This window comes from Emticicia sp. C21 (genome assembly GCF_003418935.1).
In the GTDB taxonomy this organism is placed as follows: Bacteria; Bacteroidota; Bacteroidia; order Cytophagales; family Spirosomataceae; genus Emticicia.
Map to the genome: position 1 here is coordinate 203,722 of NZ_QVMT01000001.1, position 17,057 is coordinate 220,778.

The window sequence follows — 17,057 nt, forward strand, 5'->3', positions numbered from 1 at the left end:
CAATGAAGAAGTACATCACAGCCATTGGATTGATTGGGTTGAGCATAGGAAACTCCTTCGCTCAGTCGACACCAATGCCACTGAGTAAAGCCATTGACATGGCTATTCAGAATAATAAAGGGCTTAAAGCAGCCGACCTGCGCACGAAAGGGGCCGAAGCCCGTGTGCAGGAAGTAAAAGACCGCAACTTACCACAAGCCAGTGCCTCTCTCTCCTATTCGCGTTTTAGCCTGATTACACCTTTTGCTTTTGGCGAAGGCGAAGATGGCAAACCTTTGTTCGGGCTTCCGGCCGGAGGCTTCAGTGCTACTATGGGAGCAGTCTCTGTTAAAAAAGAATTATTCGGAGGCTTTGCTGAAAAAGCAGCCCAGCAATCAGCTGATTTATTGCTTCGTGCCAGTAAATTAGATGCGCAGCGTAATCGTCAGGAATTGGTTTATACGGTTACTGATGCCTACTATACTATTGTAAAACTCATGCGCTCAACCGATGTTCTCAACCAGAATATCCAGCAGTTCGATGAGCGGGAAAAAGATGCCCGCAACTTAGAGAAGGAAGGGGTAATACTGTCAAACGAAGTTCTGAAACTACAATTACAAAAACATAATCTTGAACTAAGCCGCTTGCAGGTAGAAAAAGCCAAAGAGACGGCACTTTTCAATTTTGGTTTACTGATTGGCGCTGAAAATGCGATGAGTATTGCAGTTGATACCACATTAAGTAACAATGCAATAGCGCTTGAAACGCTGAATAGTTTTGTAGACCAGGCCATTCAGGTGCGGCCTGAGTTACAGGCCAATGTTTTACGCCAACAGTCAGCCGATGCGCAATTACGTCTGGTTAAAAGCAATAAGTATCCGCACATTGGATTATCGGCAGGTTACAATTATGTAAATCCGAATGCCAGTCTTATACCTGAGGCTAAAACTTTTATCAACGCCTGGAATATTGGTTTAGGTATCTCCTATAATATTGGTTCATTATATAACCTGAAGGGACGTCTTAACACAGCACAAAATGCCATCAATGAGAGCATTCTGCAGGGACAACAACAAAGCGACCAGATTCGCTCAGAAGTGGTAACAGCCTATCATAATTACGAATTAGCGATTGAACAACAAAAGGTAATCAGGACCGCACTTGAGCAGGCACAGGAGAATTATCGCCTGACAGAATCCCGATTCCGCAATGGTCTGGTAGGTTCAACCGAATTGCTCGATGCCAATACATTTTTATTACAAGCACAATTAAACCTGATTAATTCGAAAGTTGATGGCCAACTAGCCTATCAAAGACTTTTGAAAGCAACGGGTGGGAATTAAACCCTCACCCCGACCCTCTCTGCAACAATGGGGAGAGGGAGAGAACAACATTCAAAAACACATTATTTCATATAAACAATCATGAATACCAAGATAATTATCAGAGTAGTGGGTGTCATTGCATTAATTGCCGCACTTATTTATGGATATAAAGAAATCCAGTACTTACAACGCTACGAAACCACCGACGACGCACAAATTGATGGAGATGTGAATGCAGTTACTCCTAAAATAGGAGGTTATATTAAAGCCATTCGCTTTCAGGACAACCAGGTCGTAAAAGCTGGTGATACCCTTTTTATCATTGATGATGCCGACTACAAAATTCGTGTAGCACAAGCAGAAGCGGCATTACAAACAGCTGTAGCCAGTGGTGGTGTAAGCCAGTTTAATATTGGTGTGGCATCTGCAACTATCCAGAGTTCGCAAGCCAATGTTCAAACAGCCCGCAATCAGGTAACAACAGCACAGGCTAATATAGCTGCTGCACAGGTAAGAGTACGCAAAGCCAATACAGATTTTGAGCGTTACAGCAGATTGCTCGCCGAAAAAACCATTCCGCAACAGCAGTTTGATAATGTGCAGGCAGAGCGTGATGCCGCACAGGCTGCTCTTCAGGCTGCGCAATCGCAACTGGAAACTGCTCAATTGCAGGTAAATGCTGCGAATACTCAAACAGGAGTAACGAGTTCGCAACGCAAGGCTGTTGAAAGCCAGATAGGCGTAGCACAGGCAACCGCCAAACAACGCCAGGCAGAGTTAGATTTAGCTAAATTACAATTGTCTTATACAGTGGTAGTGACTCCCGCTTCCGGTGTGGTATCAAGACGTTCGGTACAAGTTGGTCAGTTAATTCAGCCTGGACAAGCCCTTTGCTCGATTGTAAATACTGAGAAGTTATGGGTAACCGCCAATTTCAAAGAAACACAATTGACAGAAATGCAATTAGGACAACCCGTTGATATTGATGTAGATGCTTACGGTAAAGAGAAATTAACTGGTAAAGTAGAATCATTTGCCGGAGCAACAGGAGCTAAATTCTCTTTGATTCCACCTGATAATGCTACCGGAAACTACGTAAAAGTAGTGCAACGTGTACCTGTAAAAATAGAGATTGATAAAACCAGTCCGGTTTTTGCCAAATTACGCCCCGGTTTAAGTGTAGCGGTGGCCGTAGACATACAAAAAAAATAAAGAAATTATGAAGTTAGGATTTGATAAATGGATAATCGTAATCACTGTTACCACAGCTGCCTTACTCCAGACCATCGACTCATCTATTGTCAATGTAACATTGAACCAGATGATGGGGAACCTGGGGGCATCACTCGGTGATATCAGCTGGGTGGTAACTGGCTATGCCGCTGCCAGTGCTGTTATGATTACTATGTCGGGTTGGTTAAGCGCCAAGCTGGGCCGTAAGAATTACTTTGCTGCATCCATCATATTATTTACGATTGCCTCCGTTTTTTGCGGACTGTCAACCAATGTCTGGGAACTGGTATTCTTTCGGGTAGTGCAAGGCATCGGTGGTGGTGGATTATTGACCACTGCACAATCTATTCTGATTCAGACTTTCCCGAAAGAAGACCTGGGTCTGGCCAATGCTATTTTTGGGATGGGCGTTATTATCGGGCCATCCATCGGACCCACTTTAGGAGGATACATTACCGATCATTTATCCTGGAGCTGGGTGTTTTACATCAATATTCCTTTTGGTATACTGGCTACCTTTCTGACGTTCAGTTATATTACAGAGCCCTCCGAACCCATACCCGCGGGTAAGATGGACTGGCTGGCGTTGGTACTATTAGTGGTGGGTATTGGTGGCTTGCAGATTATTCTGGAAAAAGGACATGAAGAAGATTGGTTCGACTCGAACTTCATCACGGTGATGACCATTCTGGCTGTAGTAGGCTTATTGGGCTTTATCTGGCGACAACTCATCGTAAAAATCCCGATACTGGATTTAAAACTATTAGCCCAACGGCGTTTTGCCGTAGCCAACCTGTTCAACTTTATTCTGGGTTTTGGTTTGTTTGCCTCAGTATTTATTATACCTGTGTTTTGTCAGACCATCTTAGGCTTCACTGCCAGTCAGACAGGTTTATTGCTAATGCCCGGCTCTATTATGACCGGCATTATGATGTTGGTTGTGGGGGTTGTGATGCGTAAAAACATCATGTCGCCCATCTGGTATGCAGCTATTGGTTTTGCTCTGTTTGTGGGCTTCTGCTATGATTTATCAAGTTTGAGTCTCACCACAGGCCCACATGATTTCTTCTGGCCATTGATGATTCGCGGTATAGGGATGGGGTTAATTTTCATTCCTCTCATGACCATTACAGTGGCTGACCTTGAACCAGCCAAGATGCCGCAAGGCTCTGCCTTATCGAGTATGGTTCGCCAGTTAGGTGGCACATTCGGAACCGCCATCATGACAACATATATCTCTACACGTACGGTATTCCACACCAATCGTTTAGCTGATAACCTGTCAATCTATAATCCTATATCTGCCGAACGACTGAAACAATATACAGCTTTGTTCATGTCGAAAGGTGATGCTCTGGTAACAGCCACTGAAAAAGCATACAAAATGTTATATGGAAGTGTAGTTCGTCAGGCATTAGTATTGACGTATTCAGATACTTTTCTGATTATAGGTGCTTTTTTCTTACTCTGTTTACCTCTACTCTTACTATTTGTGGGTGGCAAGAAGATAGAAGCCTCAGAGCATGCTGAAATGATGATGGAATAGTTTAGATGGATTAATGAAAGGCACAGGCGCTGGTTTGTGCCTTTTTTATTAATTGTAAGAAGTAATTAGAATTATCAAACAAAATTTTCCTTTAAATAAGTCTACTTTGGTTTCTTCAACAATTTTAATAATCTTTGTCTTAATAACTAGCAATTAACTATTCACTAACTAAAAATTGTTGTATGAAAAAAGTACTTTACTTACTATTGCTGTCTGTATTTTCCTCACTTACTATTAGTGCACAAGACTCCTCAATTCCAGAAACATCATTATTTAAAGTTGAAAATGATGCTGTGATATGGCAAAAAATATATGATTTAAATGTTTCAGCGAAAGAATATTTAACCTTTATCAAACTTAAAAACTGTCTTGAGGGTATTGATACTGTTCAAACTACAATAATTGGAAAATTAAAAGGTTTTAAACCAAATACTTACGGAGCAGCACGGATGTCATCACCAATTTATTTATTCACGGCGATGATTTTTGCTGATGCCAGAATTGAAATTAAGGAAAATAAATATAGAGTCACACTCTCTAATATCAAAGCAACAGATGGCTTGGGAATAGTAGATTTCGAAACTTTGTATTTTAAGATGCTTAGTAAAAAAACTGCTCGTCCAAGTTTCTTTAAGATTGACGAACCAATTCTTAATAAAAACTTTGACAGCTTTTTTGAATATAAAAAAATTACCTCTGATTTTTAATTAACAATATATCACAGGAAATGAAGAAGCTTTAAACCAAGGCTTCTTTTTTATTTTAACGATGATTTCTCACAACTATTCCTATTTCTAAATTTTGTAAAACAAAAACCTATAAAATAGATTTAAAATAGAAATCAGTTTTCATACTTGTCTTGAATACACCCGTTAATTGTCGTTTCTACACACTTCTCAATTACAGATTTTCTGCTTAATTTGTAAATAAAAAACAGGTCTATGGAAAATCAACAGCTTATATTTAAAACAGAATTATTACTTGCCGGAAAAACAGCCACAGGTGTTGAAGTTCCAGCAGAAGTGGTTAATAAACTAGGCAATACTAAAAACCCACTTGTAAAGGTTACTATTAATGGCTATACCTATCCAAGCAGTATATCTGTCAGGAATGGTATCTTCATGATTCCGGTTAGTGCTGAAGTAAGAGAAAATGCAGGTATCAAAAGCGGTGAAATGATTGAAGTTGGTGTAATCCTTGACAATCAGCCAAGAGTAATCGAAGTACCTACTGATTTTCGGGATGCTTTAGATAAAAGTCCAGATGCTAAGCAACACTTTGCAATCTTATCTAACAGCAATAAAAAATATTTCATTGCTTCTATTGAACAAGCCAAAACACCAGAGGCTCGAAATAGGAGAATTGAGAAAGCTATTGTAGATCTGGAGCAAAAGAAGAAATTATAAGGCAAAATGTTGGCTTGAAATGCTTTAGAATGCTCTGATTTTTTAAGCTAATCAATACATTTTTTCATTAAGCCAAAGGATCGTCCCTCTACTTAATGAGAACAACCCCGATTGAATCGGGGTTGTTCGTCTACACATTAGCAATTTTCAATTCTTTTTCTTGCAATTAAGCTAAAAAACTTTTAAAATTTGTGGTCAAATTCCATGGGTACATGGATTGATTTATTTATTGTAATACTATGCGAAAATCGTGTGATAGTATCGCACGATTTTTTTACTTACGATAAATATGACCAAATGGTTTTAAATAAGACAATCGCTCTTTAAATATCTTATTATTATTTATTCTCAGTCTCCACCTCACAACCAAATGTTACTTGAAAACCATTCAGGTCTTTAAAAACGATTTCTTTCATCCCATAAAAAGTTTCAGGATTTATCTCTATTACCTCGGCCCTGGCTTTAACAGGTTCAATCAATTCATCAATCGAATCGACCGTTATATATAAGCCTGCATCTTTCACAACGCCCCTATCTGCCCTACCATCAGGGTATAACATAAATCTTGCTCCCTCCCAATCTAGTAGTGCCCAGTCTAAACCACAACCGGGTTCGGCATTTGTACCGAGGCATTTGAAGCCTAAATCAACATACCAGTCGAGTGTTTTTTCAATGTCAGGCACTCGAAGAAAAGAAAGACAGGTAGCCATAGTATGAAAGTTTATTCTGAATCAGATTTCGTTTAATAAATATACTTCCAATTTTGCAGATAATTCTACCTAATAGCGAATAAAATCTTGGAACCTCTATCAACAAAAAAGCTCCTTCCAAAAGGAGCTTTCATTCGCTAATAAATCAATTAGGCTTATTCTCCAACTGGTGGCTCTGGGGCAGTTGGTGAATCAGTAACCGGAAAGGCAACTGTACATGATTGCCCCCCAAAATTAATCACAAAGGAAGCAACTCCTCCTGTTTGTGGGGTACCACCCACAGCATAAGTAATCATACCTGAACCTACAGCCAAAGTACCAGGCACTAAAACGGCTGATAATCCTGTAACACCGGTAGAAGACACTCCATTATCTGATGTATAGCTACTACCATCGCCGCCACTATAAGGTACGGTGAAAACCCCATTATAAGTAACCCCCGCCCTGGCTACTCCTGAAAAAACCGCACTTGGACAAGTAAGGTCTGAAATGGTTACGGGTTCTACAGATACTGATTCTTCTTCTTTTTCACAAGCCTGAAAACCCAATAGAGTGATCAAACCTAAACCAAATAATTTTATTGTTCTCATGACATGTATAATTTTATGTTGTATGGATACACATCAACAAAAAATATCTATGCCATAGATAATGAGGGGTAGGTATTCTACATTTTTATGAGTAATTATTATTGCTCTCAGGGAATATTGAGATAAGGTATTACAGTTTTATTATGAATTTCCCAGATAAATTGTGAGATACTTTTCAATGATGATGCTACCTTATTTAAATCCTTTCAGATACTTATCCAGAAAATACTTTATATTTGTGCCAAAAACGAAGTTGCGGGGGTCAAGTTCTACATAGCCTTTTCTTATGGCTTGTACGTCTTCATCCGTAAGCCAGCCTGCTTTGTTTAATGAGGTGATATAGGTTTCGTTCAATTCACCTAAACCAAATTGTATCACCCCTACTATTTCACCTTTCATATTATAAATGGGCGAGCCGGAAAAACCAACTTTAGACGGGCCGAACATTACCAACTGATAAGATTCTTTTACATTATTATAAAACTGTGGCAATAGATAAATCAGAGTATCATTCCTCAACCGACCATCTACATTGTCAAAAGCCATTGTTGGTAATTGATAATACTTTGGGAGATTGGCTTCTGTATTAAAATCACTGGTTTTTACCGGAATCACCCGCTTCAATTTCAGCACAATAAAATCTGTTTCTAATTTCCCCTCTTGAAACACATGCTTCGAAAAATCATACTGCTTACCGGGCACATACTTATACAATAAATCTATATCAACCGAATCGTACTTTATATTACTTTTTTCATCAAGACTATAATTATAATAGACAACCATTCGCTTAGGCTTTTTGCTAAAGCCAGCGGGACGATAAATACTATATGAAGTAGCGAGATATTTGCCATTTACGATAAATCCCCCACCATAAATAGTATATTGTTTTCCTTTATCGTCTACTATAACAGACTTTACTCGTATCAGTTTTTTAAAAAGGAAAGCGCTGACTTCTTGTGCAGAAAGTGTGAACGACAGAAAAGAAAGCCCCAGCACTAAGGAAATAATTCGCATCATAAAAGTATAGGTAAATAGCCGTTGTGGACATATCTTTGTAATAACCACCTCCAAAATTAATTGTTCGGCATAACACTTTAAAAATTTTCTACCTTTATTTTGAGTTTGTCACATATTAAATGATTAATTGTTATCCGGTGGTTTGGAAATGGCTTAATTAAACCTGTAGAGAAAACTTTTATGCAATGAGCAGTAGCTGTTGAATTTCTTATCTTTACCCGTAAAATACTTTTTCATGAAAATTACCTGGACGTTTTATCCAAAAAATCAACCTTCAGTATCTCTCGAACTTATCTATGATTATAGGTTGGATGCCTTGAAACTGGATTGTGGGGGTATTATTGATAGACTGAGAAACATTGCAATAGTGGATTGGAAAACCTTTTCGGTTTTCAACAAAGGAGAAAGTAATGAGAAAAAAGCTGCCTTTGCCAAATTAGTTGATGCCGCAAACTTTACGCACAATGGCTTTGATAAAGATTTGCTTTTACCCATTGACAAATAATGGATTTTAAATTGTTTAAATTTAGGGTAATATACTAAGATTATATATTTAAAACATCCACCAAGAGGAACATCATTTACCAAAAGGAGTTTTATTATTCATAACTACCCTTGCTATTCCCCCTCTGCCCTATGCTAAAAAGCACAAGAGCAACCAAGCCACCTATGCAATAAGCTATCGTAAGCGGCACAACTGAATGAACTAATAAGCTATCAATCAAAGATCCCCCGAAAGCCCCTACTACCAGATAGGAAGTGCCATAGATTGATGCCGCCATACCTGCTTTATCGCCCATAGGTTCGAGGGCTAGCGAACTACTATTGGGTTCGATAGCAATATTCACACTCTGCAAAAGGCCAACAATGGTAAATAGAACAAACAAATGAATATGCGCTTCTGAGCTAAGCGTTAAGATAAGTAACAAGATAGCCAGAATAACATATATGAATAGAAGCAAGCTCAGTGTTCGACGGGCCCCTAACTTCTGCACCAGACGTGCGTTTATAAAAGTAAAGACACTCATGCAAAATCCGATAATTCCGAAGATGTATACGAAGAGATTAGGCTTGCCGTAGATTGTCCCAATTATTCGCTCCGAACTGCTTACATAAGAACTGAAAGCAGCAAAAAGAATGGTTGATATGGCTGTATACCTGATAAATGTTCGATTGGCAAATACTTCCCTGAAAGACTGAAAAACAGCAAATGGATTAGCACCTACCTGCTCACCAGTTGGTTTAGATTCTTTCAAACGTAACGACCATATAAATACGATAGTAGCAAAGAGTGCAGGTGTCAGAAAAACTACCTGCCAGTTGCTTACCGATAATATAGCCGCTCCCAACAAAGGCGCTACTACCGGAACAATCAAAAAAATAGTAAAGATTAATGACATGGCACGAGCCATCTCATTGCCTACAAATCTATCTCTTACACAGGCCATCACACTCACAAACATCGCCGAAGAGCCTATTCCCATCACGAAACGAGCCATCAGGAGCCAGAACATGCTCGGTGCCAGAACTGTAGCTATACACCCACTCAGATAGAGTAAAAAGCCTATTCTTATCACAGGAATACGCCCATACTTATCAGCCATCGGCCCGAAAACCAATTGAAAGAATTGCCCGAAAAAGAAAAATGTAACAAGTCGTGCCGTGGCGGTTGATTCTGTACCTAAATGAAAATGTTGGCGGAGACTATCAAAAGTGGGTAGCATAATATCTATAGCCAAAGCCGTGAGTAGCTCTATACAAGCCATCATGGTAATAAATTCAGTGCGGCTGATGTCTTTTGTTGTGGGTTTGGGCTGGTTAACTTCTATTGCTTGCATGTATCTGAAAAATAGTTTTTTGGTGCTACAAAACTACAAAGAGTTATTCAGATAGCAGTGGGGTAAAAAGGCCAAAAAGAGGGGTAAATCGGACAAAGTGAGATTAGGATGGAGCTTCGGGCAAAGGTACTAAGATAACCATTGGCTCGGAAGAGGATTATACTTCTGGAATTATAATCCTCTTCCGAACTTTTCACTCCTCTTTAGGGACCGGGGGCCTTATACTTAACAATATCAATTCCAATACCATTTGGGTCTTCAATGGCAAAGTGCCTGTCTCCCCAAGGCTCGTCTCTTAGTTCTATTTTAATCTGCACTCCTTTCTTTTTTAGGGTCTGGTACAGTGCATCTACATCATCCACTTCAATAGTCAGGTACATACCTTGCCCTTGAAAAGGCTTATGAAAAAGCGGTTGTTGGCTTGGATGGTTGGGCAATAAAAAACTGATTTCTGCTTCTTTGTCAGGTGTATGCATGAGCAGATAAAATTCATTTTCAAATGTTAGCCCAAAATCTAGATTCTTTGTATAAAAAGCCTTGGTTTCAGCCAGTTTCTGGGTGACAATTCCTGCATTTAGTTTCATTTTTTTCTGGTTTTTAAATGAAGTAGATTGTGAATAGCCATGACTCCACAAGCTCAGGAGAATTACGGTGTGAAGTATCTGTTTCATAATTATATCGATTGATTAATGATACAAAGCTCGTTTGTTTTACCCTCTCAAACCTTGTAAAAATCGGACATAATCAACACCCAAATGCTTTGCCTGGGGATACTCCGTAGAAATTCCTGAATTCTTTGATAAAATGGGCCTGGTCGTAATATCCGGCATCAAAAAAAAGTTTGTTCTGCCGCAAACTCTGGGAGGAGGGCTTTGCCCTTAAGATATTCTGAAAACGTACTACTTTAGCAAATGTCTTAGCTGTATCACCAATATAAAACTCAAAAAGCCTTCTTAATTGCCTTGAACTGATCCCTGTATTTAAATCGGTTTCGATATTCAATACACCAAAGTTCTGAAGAATAATGCTAATTGCATTGTATAAGCGATTATCGCTATCAAATCTTGCCTTAGCCAATTCACTGATAAAATACTTATCAAATAATCTTTTAATTTCGATTTGGGCGGGCAAACCAGTCAAATGCCCGGCAATAAACTCAGCGGTCTGCGGAACAACGGCTGAAAGTAATAAATACCTGTTACTCAATTCGGCGGCGTCAACCCTAAACAACTGAGGAAACATAGTAGGTAGGAAACGAATACCAATATAATGAAATTCATTACCTAAAGGAAACTCTGTATATTTCTTACAAAACCCCATAACATAACTATCAACCGGATTATTCAACTCAAAGTAAATATCGACGCACCCATCGGCCACCACTCTATACTGAAATTGCTCGCTCAAAGGTTGAGTTGTTTTTAACTCCCAGTAGCAATAAATAAAAGGCAATAAACTATCATGGGGTAGAAACTCATAATAGGTAACGTTTTCACTAGCCTGTCTCACAGTGGGCTGTATCGGAGTGTAAAGCTGACGGAGGTTAGGAGTTTTAAGCATAGTTGCTTGAAATTCAATTCTCTTTTCTTACCCCAAACTTCGCTTTTTTTTATCTCTTTAACAAAAGCAAGATATTTGCGGATATTATTCTCTGATGCTATAGGATACGAATATCCTATCATTTAACTGAAATAATTAAAAGAAGACTTTAAAATCAGGAATCTTCATACAAAAAAACCCCTAAAACAAGGGGATTTTTGCTTTAATTACAATTTATTTTACTTTTTAACTAAAAGTCTTGCTAAAGTACTCATATATAAACGAATTAATATTAAAAAATTATAAAATCAAATATAAATTATTAAAAAAATTTAAAAATTGAGAAAAGCAAAGGACATGGAGCAGGGGGTCAAGAAAAAAAAAGCTCCCGACTCCTTGACCCTATGCCCCTAGCCCCATGCCCTCTGCCCAATACCCCTACTCGCTCTTCAGACTCTTCACCGGATTCATCAACGCGGCCTTGATACCCTGAAAACTAACGGTGAGCAAAGCAATAACAATAGCTAGTATGCCTGCCAGCGCAAACATCCACCATTGCAAATCTATTTTGTAGGCAAAGTCTTGCAGCCATTGATTCATACCATACCAAGCCAATGGAGAAGCAATCAGAATAGAGATTATTACCAATATCAGGAAGTCTTTTACCAATAATTGCACAATACCGCTTACTGATGCGCCTAATACTTTTCTGATCCCTACTTCTTTTTTACGTTGCTCCATAATAAAGGTGGACAAAGCAAATAATCCCAGACTGGCAATGATAATCGCCAATACCGCAAAAGCAGAAAATATCTGTTGCGTGCGTTGCTCACTCGCATAAAGCGCAGCAAATTTCTCGTCTAAGAAATAATATTCCATTGGTCCTGCAGGATTGAAACTATCCCATTGTTTTTTGAGGTCGGCTATGAACCCGTTTACATCCGCCGTTTTGATTTTAATAACCATACCCCCGTAGTTTCTACCAAGCATCATCATGGCAGGTGCTACTTTTTGCTTGACAGATGTATAATTAAAATCCTGCACAATACCCAAAACCTTAAACTCTACATTGCCCGAACGCACAATGCTTCTGCCAATCGGATTCTTACCTTTCCAACCTAACTCACGAACGGCAGACTCATTGATAATTACGCCTGAGGAGTCAGTCGAAAAATCTTTCGAAAAAGCTCGTCCCTGTTTAATTTTCATCCCCAGGGTATTGATGTAATCGTAGTCAATATTAAAAATATCGATATGAATCTCTACGCCATTACCATTCTCATTTTTTGGATAAATCTGTGTACCGTTTAGGTTATTATTACCTGGCACCATTCGGGAAATGCTGGCCGAAACTACCCGGTTATCTCGTTTCAATTGCTCCTGAAAGGCCAACTGATTGCTACCTAATACACGGGCATCAGGCATAAATATGACCTGATCTTTATCATAGCCCAGCTTTTTGTTCTGCATATGTTGCAATTGCTGATAGACTACGATTGTAGCTATAATTAATAAGGTAGAAACTGTAAACTGAAATACTATCAGGCTGCTTTGCAAAGGTTTTTTCTGTTTGCCACCTGTGAAAAGCATGCCCTTTAAAGTCTTGATGATACCAAATGACGATAAGAAGAAAGCCGGATAGATACCTGCAATAATACCTGATATAAAACTAACAAGGAAGATTGCCGCAATGACTTTATAATCAAGGAAAAACCAGAAACTGACATTTTTAACAGCTAGTTGATTGAAATAAGGTAAGAATAAGAAGATAAGCAAATAGGCGAACACCATGGCAAAAAAGGTCAGTAACACTGATTCGGCCAGAAACTGCAATATCAACTGCTTTTTGACCGAACCCAATACCTTTCGAATGCCGACTTCTTTAGAACGCTTAGCCGATTGTGCCGTTGATAAATTGGTAAAATTAACGCAGGCCAACAAAAGAATAAATACTGCCAATGCCGAGAAAATATAGATATATTGTATATCACCACTTGGTTCAATTTCGTACTTAGTACCGCCATATAAATGCAATTCAGTAAGTGGCTGCAGCAAAAAGCGAAAGGTGTCAACCGATTTCTTTGCTTCTGCCAGACTGATACCCATATCTTTCTGAATCTCTGGCACCACATATTTCATCACCAATTGTGGGAATTTCGCTTCCAGCTTCTTAGCATCGGCATTTTTCTCCAGTTCAATATAGGTATAAGGACCCAGGTTACTCCAGGTTGGATTAGTTATATGCCATGTCGACATACTCAAAAACGCATCGAAATGGAAATGCGAGTTATCTGGTACTTTATCAAACAAGCCTGTAATTTTATATTCGGTCTGTTGTGTTCCAATCTTTAATGACTTGCCAACAGGGTCCTGGTCACCAAAGTATTTAGTAGCCATGGCTTTAGAAATCACAATGCTATTGGGCTCAACCAATGCCTTATCAATATTACCCTCTAATAAGGGAATAGAGAACATTTTCATAAAATTGGCTTCGGCAAATGCCATGTGCTGCTCTTTAAACTGATTGTTTTCGTACTTTACAAAGTCGACAGCTTGTGATACCCTGGTAAAGTCCTTAATCTCCGGAAAAGTATTTTTCATACCATCTCCTACAGCGTAGTCTGCATTAGGATATAAGGCAATATTGCCGTTTCCGGTAACTGCCAGGTTAACCCGATAAATTTGTTCGGCATTAGCCACATGTCGGTCGTAGCTTAATTCACTGTAAACAAATACGGCGATAAGCATAAAACAGCTGATACCGATGGCTAATCCGAAAATATTAATGGCAGAAAATGCTTTGCTACGAGTCAGATTTCGCCAGGCGATGGTGAAGTAATTGCGAATCATAATGGGTGAAAATATTGAAACTGGATGAGAATAATTTGCATATTGTGATTGTTCGACGAAACGACGCTTCAGGAAGTAAGGCCGAAAAAACCGGAGCACCTCCCATATATATAACCATTGAGCTTTTCTGAGCCCAAGCTCTCCTGCCTGCACTTCAAATTGCTCATGCATATCTCCTTGCAGTTCTTCTGCCAGATCATCAGGCAGAAAAGTATTCAGGAGTTTATCTGCCCATTTGGGAGGTGTTGGCGAGGCCATTGAGTGATTTAGCGAGTTAGTGATTGAGTGATTAATTTTGTCTTGAACTGTGATTTATTCGTTTTTTAAACTTTTTACCGGATTCATTAGTGCAGCTCTAACTGTATGGTAGCTAACTGTTAATATAGTGAGTAATAGCACCCCTGCACCTGTCAGAACAAAAATCCACCATGATATTTCGGTACGATAAGTAAATTTAGCTAGCCAACCGGATAGTAAATAGTAGGCAATCGGTGTAGCAATCATCAAAGACAATATTACCAACAAGGCAAAGTCTTTGGAGAGCATTTTCCAGATGGCTAATACTGTAGCGCCTAGTACCTTACGTACGCCTATTTCTTTGGTTCGTTGTTCGGCAACGAAAGATGCCAGCCCGAATAATCCTAAACATGAGATAAAAATAGCCAGGACCGTGAACAGGTTAATGAGTTTAGCAAACTGCTGTGTATTGCCAAATTTCTTATTATAGGCCTCTTCAATAAACTGATATTCGAAAGGAGCATTGGGGCTATATTTTTTCAGTATCTGTTCAATTATTTTCAGACTTTTAGCTTTATTAGAAGCAGGATTGAGCTTGATATTTAGTACATTCCCTGCATTTTTATCCAGAAAGAAAGACGTAGGTCGAACAGGTTCAAAAGGGGATTCCATTACCATATCTTTAATAACACCGATAATGGTATATGTTTTATCATTCCAAGTTACCTGCTGACCAATAGGGTTTTTCATGCCCATTAATTTAATCGCTGCTTCGTTGAATATCATGCCGGAGGAATCAGCACGGGAATTGCTGGCGAAATCACGGCCTTCTCTGATTTGCCAGCTGATTGTTTTACCAAAATCAGGTGTTACATCAATGGAGCAGAATACCGCCTGCTGCGTGGGGTCTTTACCTTTCCAGCTATAACCGCCAGTAGAATACCAGATTTCTGTGGTTGGACTACCAGATTCAGCTACTTCCAGTATGGCTCCGCTACTTTTGAGTTCTTCTCTTACAGCGCTAAAATGCTGATGAATATCCGGCATAGTCATTCCCAGCATAATCACATCATTACGATTATAGCCAATCGGGCGACTTTCGGCAAATTGAATCTGGCGATAAATCACCCATGTGCCAACGATTAATGTAATGGATACTGTAAATTGTGAAACTACCAATACTTTGCGGGGAATACTCGCCAATCGTCCTGTCTTGAATGTACCTTTCAGCACTTTGATAGGCTGAAATGAAGACAAATAAAAAGCAGGATAGCTACCTGCCAGCAAGCCTGTAAATAGAGCAAAGCCTATACCCAAACCCCAGAAAATTGGGTTAGCCCATAAAAGTGTCAATTTTTTATCAGCTATTTCATTAAATATAGGTAGAAGCAAATAGGCCGCAACAATAGCAATCGCAAAGGCTATCATTGTAACTAATACAGACTCGCTAATGAACTGGATAATTAATTGTCCACGAATCGAGCCGATAGCTTTACGGATACCCACTTCTTTAGCTCTTTTTTCGGTACGGGCCGTTGAAAGGTTCATGAAATTGATACAAGCCAGAAGCAAGACAAAAATACCTATCAGGCTTACTATCCATAGCTGCGTTATTTTTCCGCCATGACTGATGCCATTTTCAAAATTTGAACGCAAATGCCAGTCTGACATGGGGTGTAAGAAGAGCTCGGGTTTACTTTGTGCCACTTCAGCATCGTCGACATGATTGCGTTTTACATTTTTGATTTTTGCCGACACTCTTGACAAATCAGCCTTATCTGCCAGTTGCACGTAAGTCATTACAGTACTACTATTCCAGGGTGAATTCATCTGACTAATCCATTTTTCACTATCATAAAACAATTTCCATGGTGCAAAAAAACCGATGTCAGCCAAAGAAGAATTATCAGGGAGGTCTTCATAAACACCTGTTACTTTTACATCGTGTCTGGCATCAATTTTCATTATTTTGCCTAATGGGTTTTCATTGCCAAAATACACCTGAGCCACTGATTCTGATAAGAGAATTGAATGAGGGTCAGTGAGTCCGGCACGTGAACCTCTTAGCATTTTCAGACCAAATACTTCCGGGGCATCTGGTTCTATGTAGGTTCCTCTTTTTCTGAGTTTCAAATCTCCATAAGCCAATACCCGATTGGTATTCCACGAAGCCATCAACACATGAGAGAAATCGTTTCCATAAACTTGTCTTAGTTCTTCACCCAAAGGAGCAGGTACAGCCTTTTGAGTAGTGATTTGTCCATTATTATTGGTCTGATTCTGCATTACCTGAGCAATGCGATTATAGTTCTTGTGGTATTTATCGAAAGTCAATTCATCGTGCAGCCAAAGACCAATTAATATCGTAACGGTCATTCCAATGGCTAAACCAACTATATTTATAGCTGAATAGCCTTTCTGTTTAATCAGGTTTCGCCAGGCGATTTTTATATAATTTCTTAGCATAATGGGGTTTAATAAGGAATAATTATTCATATTATCAGCCTTTGCTGAAAGGCGTCGTTTCAAAAAATAGGGTCTGCAAAATCTCAGTACTTCCCACACATAAAGGAGCTTTGCTTTGGTTAATCCGACTTCTTCTATATGTATCTCAAACTGTTCATGAATATCTCCCTGCAGTTCTTCTGCCAAATCATCTGGTAGGAAAGCATTTAAGAGTTTATCTGCCCATTTAGGAGGAGTTAAATAATGAGGTTTTTCAGTCATTTTCAATCGTTTTTATTTACTTACTTGTTTGTGTGTATATAATCGGTTTGCCACAAT

At 39.1% G+C, this 17,057-nt stretch carries 14 protein-coding genes; 6 read left to right on the forward strand and 8 right to left on the reverse strand.

The window, feature by feature from the left end; translation table 11 throughout:
- Positions 1-2: 2 nt before the first annotated feature.
- From D0T08_RS00830 to D0T08_RS00850, 5 genes are all read left to right on the forward strand, one after another.
- Positions 3-1,322 (forward strand): TolC family protein, encoded by a 1,320-nt coding sequence (locus tag D0T08_RS00830; protein WP_116980672.1) that lies wholly within the window; start codon positions 3-5, stop codon positions 1,320-1,322.
- An 81-nt stretch (positions 1,323-1,403) separates the two neighbouring features.
- Positions 1,404-2,516, forward strand: coding sequence for an HlyD family secretion protein (locus tag D0T08_RS00835; RefSeq protein WP_116980673.1), 1,113 nt, complete (start codon positions 1,404-1,406; stop codon positions 2,514-2,516).
- Positions 2,517-2,523: 7 nt separating this feature from the next.
- The gene (locus D0T08_RS00840; RefSeq protein WP_199538100.1) at positions 2,524-4,083 is read left to right on the forward strand and encodes a DHA2 family efflux MFS transporter permease subunit; all 1,560 of its coding nucleotides are present in this window, start codon (positions 2,524-2,526) and stop codon (positions 4,081-4,083) included.
- A gap of 182 nt (positions 4,084-4,265) precedes the next feature.
- Positions 4,266-4,790: a hypothetical protein gene (locus D0T08_RS00845; RefSeq protein ID WP_116980675.1), complete on the forward strand. Its 525-nt coding sequence runs from the start codon at positions 4,266-4,268 to the stop codon at positions 4,788-4,790.
- Between the two features lie 234 nt (positions 4,791-5,024).
- Positions 5,025-5,489, forward strand: coding sequence for a YdeI/OmpD-associated family protein (locus D0T08_RS00850; RefSeq protein WP_116980676.1), 465 nt, complete (start codon positions 5,025-5,027; stop codon positions 5,487-5,489).
- 338 nt (positions 5,490-5,827) lie between these two features.
- Here the strand turns inward: D0T08_RS00850 and D0T08_RS00855 are convergent, their stop codons facing one another.
- The 3 genes from D0T08_RS00855 to D0T08_RS00865 form a co-directional block, all read right to left on the reverse strand.
- A complete protein-coding gene (locus D0T08_RS00855; RefSeq protein WP_116980677.1) occupies positions 5,828-6,199 on the reverse strand; it encodes a glyoxalase/bleomycin resistance/extradiol dioxygenase family protein in 372 nt (123 codons plus the stop codon).
- A gap of 155 nt (positions 6,200-6,354) precedes the next feature.
- A complete protein-coding gene (locus D0T08_RS00860) occupies positions 6,355-6,789 on the reverse strand; it encodes a hypothetical protein (RefSeq protein ID WP_116980678.1) in 435 nt (144 codons plus the stop codon).
- A 192-nt stretch (positions 6,790-6,981) separates the two neighbouring features.
- Complete coding sequence (locus D0T08_RS00865; protein WP_147322677.1) at positions 6,982-7,809, reverse strand: hypothetical protein; 828 nt, start codon at positions 7,807-7,809, stop codon at positions 6,982-6,984.
- Positions 7,810-8,044: 235 nt separating this feature from the next.
- Here D0T08_RS00865 and D0T08_RS00870 point away from each other — a divergent pair, with 235 nt between their 5' ends.
- Positions 8,045-8,314, forward strand: a complete 270-nt coding sequence (locus tag D0T08_RS00870; RefSeq protein WP_116980680.1) for a hypothetical protein — start codon at positions 8,045-8,047, stop codon at positions 8,312-8,314.
- Between the two features lie 94 nt (positions 8,315-8,408).
- Here the strand turns inward: D0T08_RS00870 and D0T08_RS00875 are convergent, their stop codons facing one another.
- The 5 genes from D0T08_RS00875 to D0T08_RS00895 all read right to left on the reverse strand — a co-directional run bounded on the left by D0T08_RS00875 (position 8,409) and on the right by D0T08_RS00895 (position 17,000).
- Positions 8,409-9,647 (reverse strand): MFS transporter, encoded by a 1,239-nt coding sequence (locus D0T08_RS00875; protein ID WP_116980681.1) that lies wholly within the window; start codon positions 9,645-9,647, stop codon positions 8,409-8,411.
- Between the two features lie 203 nt (positions 9,648-9,850).
- Entirely contained in the window at positions 9,851-10,318 is a 468-nt protein-coding gene (locus D0T08_RS00880; RefSeq protein ID WP_199538101.1) for a VOC family protein, read from the reverse strand.
- Positions 10,319-10,391: 73 nt separating this feature from the next.
- Positions 10,392-11,207 (reverse strand): helix-turn-helix domain-containing protein, encoded by an 816-nt coding sequence (locus tag D0T08_RS00885; protein WP_116980682.1) that lies wholly within the window; start codon positions 11,205-11,207, stop codon positions 10,392-10,394.
- A gap of 417 nt (positions 11,208-11,624) precedes the next feature.
- Positions 11,625-14,294, reverse strand: coding sequence for an ABC transporter permease (locus tag D0T08_RS00890; protein WP_116980683.1), 2,670 nt, complete (start codon positions 14,292-14,294; stop codon positions 11,625-11,627).
- A 54-nt stretch (positions 14,295-14,348) separates the two neighbouring features.
- Positions 14,349-17,000 carry an ABC transporter permease gene (locus tag D0T08_RS00895; protein WP_116980684.1) on the reverse strand — a complete coding sequence of 884 codons (2,652 nt, stop codon included), beginning with the start codon at positions 16,998-17,000 and terminating at the stop codon, positions 14,349-14,351.
- Positions 17,001-17,057: the final 57 nt, after the last annotated feature.

What these genes read in the sequence shown, in the direction of transcription:
- D0T08_RS00895 (WP_116980684.1), bottom strand. Translation starts at nt 17,000, where the DNA reads ATGACTGAAAAACCTCATTATTTAACTCCTCCTAAATGGGCAGATAAA.
- D0T08_RS00845 (WP_116980675.1), top strand. Translation starts at nt 4,266, where the DNA reads ATGAAAAAAGTACTTTACTTACTATTGCTGTCTGTATTTTCCTCACTT.
- D0T08_RS00850 (WP_116980676.1), top strand. Translation starts at nt 5,025, where the DNA reads ATGGAAAATCAACAGCTTATATTTAAAACAGAATTATTACTTGCCGGA.
- D0T08_RS00875 (WP_116980681.1), bottom strand. Translation starts at nt 9,647, where the DNA reads ATGCAAGCAATAGAAGTTAACCAGCCCAAACCCACAACAAAAGACATC.
- D0T08_RS00840 (WP_199538100.1), top strand. Translation starts at nt 2,524, where the DNA reads ATGAAGTTAGGATTTGATAAATGGATAATCGTAATCACTGTTACCACA.
- D0T08_RS00870 (WP_116980680.1), top strand. Translation starts at nt 8,045, where the DNA reads ATGAAAATTACCTGGACGTTTTATCCAAAAAATCAACCTTCAGTATCT.
- D0T08_RS00885 (WP_116980682.1), bottom strand. Translation starts at nt 11,207, where the DNA reads ATGCTTAAAACTCCTAACCTCCGTCAGCTTTACACTCCGATACAGCCC.
- D0T08_RS00890 (WP_116980683.1), bottom strand. Translation starts at nt 14,294, where the DNA reads ATGGCCTCGCCAACACCTCCCAAATGGGCAGATAAACTCCTGAATACT.
- D0T08_RS00865 (WP_147322677.1), bottom strand. Translation starts at nt 7,809, where the DNA reads ATGATGCGAATTATTTCCTTAGTGCTGGGGCTTTCTTTTCTGTCGTTC.
- D0T08_RS00880 (WP_199538101.1), bottom strand. Translation starts at nt 10,318, where the DNA reads ATGAAACAGATACTTCACACCGTAATTCTCCTGAGCTTGTGGAGTCAT.
- D0T08_RS00835 (WP_116980673.1), top strand. Translation starts at nt 1,404, where the DNA reads ATGAATACCAAGATAATTATCAGAGTAGTGGGTGTCATTGCATTAATT.
- D0T08_RS00855 (WP_116980677.1), bottom strand. Translation starts at nt 6,199, where the DNA reads ATGGCTACCTGTCTTTCTTTTCTTCGAGTGCCTGACATTGAAAAAACA.
- D0T08_RS00830 (WP_116980672.1), top strand. Translation starts at nt 3, where the DNA reads ATGAAGAAGTACATCACAGCCATTGGATTGATTGGGTTGAGCATAGGA.
- D0T08_RS00860 (WP_116980678.1), bottom strand. Translation starts at nt 6,789, where the DNA reads ATGAGAACAATAAAATTATTTGGTTTAGGTTTGATCACTCTATTGGGT.